We start from the raw sequence: 6,466 nt of genomic DNA, 5'->3' as shown, positions 1-6,466 counted from the left end.
ATTAGCCAGGAGTTTATTGACATCAGTCGGTTTTACTACATCACCAGCTCCAGACAGCGGCTCCATATTACTGGGGCTATTGGTCATCAGGGACTGATTCAACCGAGACCAATTCCCCCGCCAAACAGTTGCTTGATCGCTACCAGACGCACCACGCAACAGTTTTAAGATATGGGTAAATCCCACTGTACTCTTGCCGATCTGGGTTTTGTAACCCCGATAATAGGGCACCTGGTTTTCCCCAAAAGCCAGCTGGTATTCTTCACTATCGATATAAGAATCGATTTCAGTCTCATAACCACCTTGATCAAGCATCCTCGTATGCTCAATAACTTCCTCATAACTTTCGGGAGCTCGACCAAGGAGATGCTTGAAATTCAACTCAATGGCTCGGTTACGGGGGCAACTGTTGAAAAATCGGGAGTAGTAAAGCTCAGATTTAGCCACTTGCCGCACAAATTCCCGGACAGAAATTTCTCCGTTTCTAAGTTGGGATTCGGCAACGGTGAGCCGCTCACTGTCCATGACATAGGTATTCCCCAACACTTGCCGATAGACAGCCCGAATCACAATTTTTAGTTCTTCTTCAGAATGACTAGGCCACAGTTCAACTGGGTCTGTTTCTTGAAATGGTGCCACCCCTAATTGCGCGGCCCGTGTCAGTACAGGATTTATAAAACCAATTACCATCTAAAAGACCTCCCAATCCATTGTTGTCAAAGACAGTTAATCAACAACTAATAAACAACTTTTTTACGAAGAGATACTCTTAAACCGTGATTAATCGGGATAAACCCGGAGATAACGGTCAAGGTGCAATTTATTGTTGTCCGAGTGAGGAGTGGTAATACGGTAATTGGAGTTAAACCTCCCACTCAGCTATCTGGACGTTCCTCACATCTCGATGAGGAGTTGCTTGAAAGCCTGAGTTTTAGTATGCTTAGAGTCAAGCCAGCCAAGCTCAACTGCATCTAGCAAGCTCAGTCCCATACCTTTCAAGAAACGCGCGGTACGACGCAACAACACTGCCTGAACCTCAGTCCTAGAAGAGAACCGAGAAATATCCTTGTCCGTACCCCTCGCAAGGATGTTATTGGCCGCATTGCAATCAGCCTGTAACACGACCCCATCAAATCCGGTAAAATTGTCCCCAGTCCTTTTCCCTAACAGGGTTCCATTTCTGGAGTCAATTTGCGACGTGTAGCTAGGCTGAACTTCTTTAACAACCGAACCAGTCCAATTAGCCCATTTTTGCAATGAATCCCGCATTGCTCCTTTCATCCAGTTATTCAATTTGCGGGATAGAGCCTTGGACTGGCGCTTATTCAAGATCGGTTGTGTTAAATCTTCTGCAAATACTTTTAGTGACTCCCCGTTTAAAAGAGACTTAGAAGCAGCTCCGAGTACTGCAAGTATTTCTGATTGATTTTGCCTGTAACGTTTGTTTTCGGTTTTTCTGTTTAGATTATTTTTTAATATTCGAGCTGATTTAGCTGGGTCTAACTTTTCTAAGTTTCTATGAAGTGCCCAAAGCTTTCCTCTTTTTCGGTTCTTGGCACATATACGTTCTGATTTCTTAGTAAGCAAGACACCTAATCCTTTCCCGTGAGCCTTGCCTTCCGAATCATAGAAGGCTTCTGTGTAACCTTTATCTACTCCTATTTCGCGAGGTCGAGGAACGGATTCGACTCTTCCATGGTCAACCAAGAAGTGAATCTCAAACTGTTGAGACAGGTAATTATATATCAGTCTGATCTGACCTTTTAATTTTCTGTTACTTTTGACAATAATCTTGTTTCTCTTTCTACTTGTTAGTCCAGCCAACTCTAGCTGATAAGTATTACGATCAAGTCTTTTACACTTATATCCTACTTGTTGATAAACAATCTGATTGTCAACCCAAGAATGACCTCTTTTAAATTCTTTCCTGACAAGTCGGTGAAGTAGTGGGCTTTCAAGAAAGCTTAAACTTTTAAGCTGCTTACTTTGGTCCTTTCTTTTCTTTTCATTTTCTTTACCTGGGAATTTTTTATATAGTTTTTTGATAACGGCATCGGAACAAGCTGCCTGGCTCGCTGTGATTGCTTTAGCTACATCATTGATTGTCCAATCCATCAATTTAGCCGGTAAACCCAGGGTTTCGGGAGTCCTAAAGCTTTTGATCTCTGGGATAGCCTTTTTCCAATCCATCCCCCAATGACTGACACTCCCTAGCTTGTTGTAAGACTCAGCCCTAACTATGCCCAGTTTTTTCATTACCTGGAACAACTCTTGCTCAACCGACTTAGTCATACCCACTACGGGAACGACTTGAGTCGATATTTTCTTGGTTGTTCCTAGCTTTTTGGGCATCTTTAACTGCTGTTTCCTACTTTTCTAGAATACCCTAGCGCTACAAAACTGTCAATGTCCGTTTTGAGATGTTAAATCCCGTTTTGTACCGCTTTATTGGCGTTTAAGCGTCAGACTACTTTGTTCAATTCAATAGTATTGAACACTGAATGTCCAAAAAAATCGATTGAACACTATATTAATTGAACACTATAAGTATTATTTTTTTATTGATTAAATTGATTAAGATTACGCCTTCGATATCCTCTTGGTTGACTGACACGCTAGTTGCACTTAGAGATTTAATTGACTGTTGACTGTTGACCATTAACAGTCAACAGTCAACAGTCAACAGTCAACAGTTAAACCCAAAAATCTGTAAGGTGCAGCAGTCAGCTCAACCTACTTTGTTTTAACTAACGTGGACACTAGCAACCTTACCACCCATACGGCTAATGTTCTTCATTGCCTCAGCTATACAGCTATAAGGAACCTTCGTCGTATAGTTACTTGTGCGCATTACATCTTGGCGACACAGACCTGTCACCTCTAGTACAACTGTGCGATCGCTATAATCACTCAGAATGCTAGTTCCATCTGTAATCATTCCTGACATCGGTAAAGTACCTCTAATTTACTAAGTTGTGAATTCAAAAACGCTCAATCCTACTGCCAATAGTTAATCAATAGTTAACCAATAGTTAACCAATAGTTCACTAGGCAATAGTGTTAGTTTTTAGAAATTAGCTGTTGATTGTTCACAACCTATTTCCAAAAACTAACATCTAGATACTTAGCTCAGATCAACTACTGAATCCGTAAGCATTCAGCCGTAAGCATTCAGCCGTCAGCCGTCAGTCTTCCGCTTATGCCCATAGCGCACGCTACTTGAGGTGATGCGCGAATAAGCGATGCAGTGGCCTCACGGGGTTTTCCCCCACTCGCGCTTTGCATCAAGACAAGAGCTAAGCATTCGAATAATGCTGAGTTACGTAAAGCTGATAGCTGATAGCTGATAGCTGATAGCTTACCTGAATCCTGACAGTCAAACTAACCTATTTCAGTAATACTGACAATTTTGCTGCCCATTTTGTGCATATTTTGAATCCTCGCCGACAGCTGGTCGTAACCCACCTCATAGCTAGCATTACTCCGCTTGAAGCGAGAACCAACACCAGCTTTAGCTACAGTAATCTTAAAGCGTTTGCCCGTATTGGCGTAATTACCTGAACCCCCAGCAGGAGCAGTAATCTTGGTAGACAGATTAGCTCCTAAATCACTAATCAGCTTGGCTTGGTTACTGCTATCACTGGTAGCATCTCCCCGCATCAAACAAAACGTCCGATTAAACCCTACGTTCTTAATCCCAACTTCGGTACTATTACTACGAGGATAGGGGACAATAAACTCACCAAAACTCAACTGATACTCTGCGCTATCGATATAAGAATCGATTTCAGCGTCGTAGCCAGCAGTGTTATAAATTAGAACGTGTTCGGCAATTTCTGCCTGTTCCTGGGGAGCACGACCTAGAAAATGCTTGTAGTTGAGCTCAATGAAACGATACTGGGAAGCAGAATCAAAAAACAGGGACTTATACAAGTCTGATTTAGCGACCATGCGCACAAAGCCCCGTACACTGATGTCCCCATTTCGCAGCATCGCTTCAGCACTAGTTAAGCGATCGGATTCCAGCAAGTGCTGGTTACCTAGAACCTGTTTGTAAACTGCCCGAATCACTGTCTGCAAATCATCTTCTGTTGCACCAGCACGCAACTCTATCGGGTTAGCATCCATTACCCAAAGTGACATTTAAATTCCTCCTAGATTCTTTGCTCAGATTTAGCTGACTTACACAGCTATTCACTTATCAGTTACCAGTTATCAGTTACCAGTTAACAGTTTTTCTTTTTACTGATAACTGATAACCGGGCTACTGGATCAAGTTAACTCAGTAATACTGAGAATCTTGCCACCGCTTTTATGAATACTCTTGACTTGTTCAGAGAGTTGCTCGTAGCTAACCTGATATTCCAGCTGGCTACACTTATTCAACCGGGCTACACCAGCGCATGTGGAAACAGCAATCTGGTAACGCTTGCCAGTATTGCCATAACCTGCACCATTTCCAACAGCTGGAGCCTTAACTTGTGGAGATATATTAGCAGCTACAGAAGTAATTAGCTGGGCTGCTTTTCCACTATCACTGGTAGGAGAGCCTCGCAGTAACGAGAACATCCGATTAAAGCCCACATTCTTTATTCCAGGTTGGCTACGGATGCTGCGGGGATAGGGAACGATGTTATCGCCAAAATTCTCAAGATATTCGTCACTATCGATATAGGAATCGATTTCCGCTTCATAACCCTCTTGATTGTAAAGGCTGACGTGCTCAGAGATTTCCGCTTGATCTAGGGGAGCACGACCCAGCAAATGCTTGCAATTAAGCTCAATGAACTGATAGGGAGAAGACCCCTCGAAAAATCGGGATTGATACAGGGCTGATTGAGCCACCATGCGCACAAAGCCACGGACACTAATATCCCCATTCCGCAACATTGATTCCCCATTGCTGATTCGCTCGCTAGCCATCAGATGGGCATTGCCCAAAACCTGCTTGTAAACAGCTCGAATTACCGTCTGCACATCCTCTTCAGTAGCATAGGGTGGCAGTTCTACTGGGTCACCTTCAAAGGCATCTAGACCAAGGGTGGCTGATACCGTTAAATTCCCCATTCTTATTTCTCCTAAACTCAGTTTGATAATGATATAGTCGTTGGTTAAACCTAGTTTGAGGTAATTTCCCCAAACCTAGGGTCAGCTATTAAGGAGCTATTAAGCTATTATTAGCCGACCCTGAGTTTATATCAAATGGTCAACATTCAACCAGCATTACAAAACTTCAGTAATGCTGATAATCTTTCCACCACATTTATGAATGTTCTGAAATTGTTGAGACATTTGACTGTAGTTAACTACCCGCTCTGTCTTGCTAAACTTATTGAGTCGAGCAGCAGCAGTTGAGGTAGAATAGACAATCCGGAAGCGCTTGTCCAAGTTACTACTAGCTGCACCATTGCCAATCGCTGGCGGAGTGATTGTCGTGGACATATTCGCAGCCAAAGAGGAAATTAACTTTGCCTGTGTATCACTGTCATTGGTAGGAGAGCCCCGTAGCAATGAGAACATCCGATTGAACCCTTCAGTTTTGATACCCACTTGGGTGCGGATAGACCGTGGATAAGGGACGGTGTACTCACTAAAGTTTTGAATGTATTCGTTGCTATCGATATAAGAGTCGATTTCAGCGTCGTAGCCCTCTGTATTATATAGTTGGACGTGTTCAGTAATCTCTGCCTGGTCCTGGGGAGGGCGTCCTAACAAGTGTTTGAAGTTCAGCTCAATGAACCGGTACTGAGAAGAACTGTGAAAGAACAGTTTCTTATACAATTCAGATTTAGCTACTACCCTGACCAACTCACGCACTGTAATATTGCCATTCCGGAGTTGGGCTTCCGCACTAGAGAGCTGATCGCTCTCCATGATATGTTCATTGCCCAAAACCTGCTTGTAAACGGCTCGAATTACCGTTTGTAAATCATCTTCAGTGGCAAAAGGCCGTAATTCTAATGGATCACATTCAAAGGCATCCAAGCCTAGAGTCGCTGAGCGAGTTAAATTTCCCATTTCTATCTCTCCTTTAAAACTTCCGAAAAAAAACCCCAGACATTAGGAGATTTCTGTAATGCTGACGATTGTCCCACTAGTGCGATTAATCCGCTGAATTTGGGGTGTCATCTTGCTGCCAGGAACAATGTACTCAGTGGTACTCCGACGGCGACGACCCCTGTACATGGCACCCCGCACTACAATTTTGAACATCTTTTCGGTAGCATCAGCATAAGCGGCAGCACGGCCACCTGCCAGTGGCACAATTTCGCTGGTGCTATTGGTGGCAACTGCTTCTACCAAGCAAGAGCTTTTTATGGAGCTATCAACTTCTGAACGACCCCTTACCAAGGAGAGGGTACGGTTATAGCCCACCTGCTTTTGACCGATTTGGCTACTAGAACCACAATAGTAGGGTACGGTATCATCCCCAAAATTATTTTGGTATTCGTCACTATTGATGTAA

7 protein-coding genes are annotated in these 6,466 nt (G+C 43.3%); all 7 read right to left on the bottom strand.

The window, feature by feature from the left end:
* The coding region (locus F6K38_RS32915; RefSeq protein WP_287359298.1) for a phycobilisome rod-core linker polypeptide at window positions 1-690 on the bottom strand (690 nt) is incomplete at its 3' end.
* Between the two features lie 204 nt (window positions 691-894).
* A complete protein-coding gene (locus F6K38_RS32910; RefSeq protein WP_287359295.1) occupies window positions 895-2,352 on the bottom strand; it encodes a zinc ribbon domain-containing protein in 1,458 nt (485 codons plus the stop codon).
* Between the two features lie 391 nt (window positions 2,353-2,743).
* Complete coding sequence (locus tag F6K38_RS32905; protein WP_287359292.1) at window positions 2,744-2,947, bottom strand: rod-capping linker protein CpcD domain-containing protein; 204 nt, start codon at window positions 2,945-2,947, stop codon at window positions 2,744-2,746.
* A 434-nt stretch (window positions 2,948-3,381) separates the two neighbouring features.
* Window positions 3,382-4,143 carry a phycobilisome rod-core linker polypeptide gene (locus F6K38_RS32900; RefSeq protein ID WP_287359290.1) on the bottom strand — a complete coding sequence of 254 codons (762 nt, stop codon included), beginning with the start codon at window positions 4,141-4,143 and terminating at the stop codon, window positions 3,382-3,384.
* 129 nt (window positions 4,144-4,272) lie between these two features.
* On the bottom strand, window positions 4,273-5,067 hold the full coding sequence (locus F6K38_RS32895) for a phycobilisome rod-core linker polypeptide (protein ID WP_287359288.1): 795 nt from the start codon (window positions 5,065-5,067) through the stop codon (window positions 4,273-4,275).
* A 156-nt stretch (window positions 5,068-5,223) separates the two neighbouring features.
* Window positions 5,224-6,018 carry a phycobilisome rod-core linker polypeptide gene (locus F6K38_RS32890; protein ID WP_287359286.1) on the bottom strand — a complete coding sequence of 265 codons (795 nt, stop codon included), beginning with the start codon at window positions 6,016-6,018 and terminating at the stop codon, window positions 5,224-5,226.
* Between the two features lie 42 nt (window positions 6,019-6,060).
* Window positions 6,061-6,466: rod-capping linker protein CpcD domain-containing protein (locus tag F6K38_RS32885; protein WP_287359285.1), on the bottom strand; the 406-nt coding region annotated here is incomplete at its 5' end.

It is taken from the genome of Moorena sp. SIO3B2, from assembly GCF_010692525.1.
Lineage (GTDB): Bacteria > Cyanobacteriota > Cyanobacteriia > Cyanobacteriales > Coleofasciculaceae > Moorena > Moorena producens.
The sequence above is the reverse complement of the archived record's forward strand: the minus strand, read 5'-3'. Positions and strand labels throughout refer to the sequence as shown.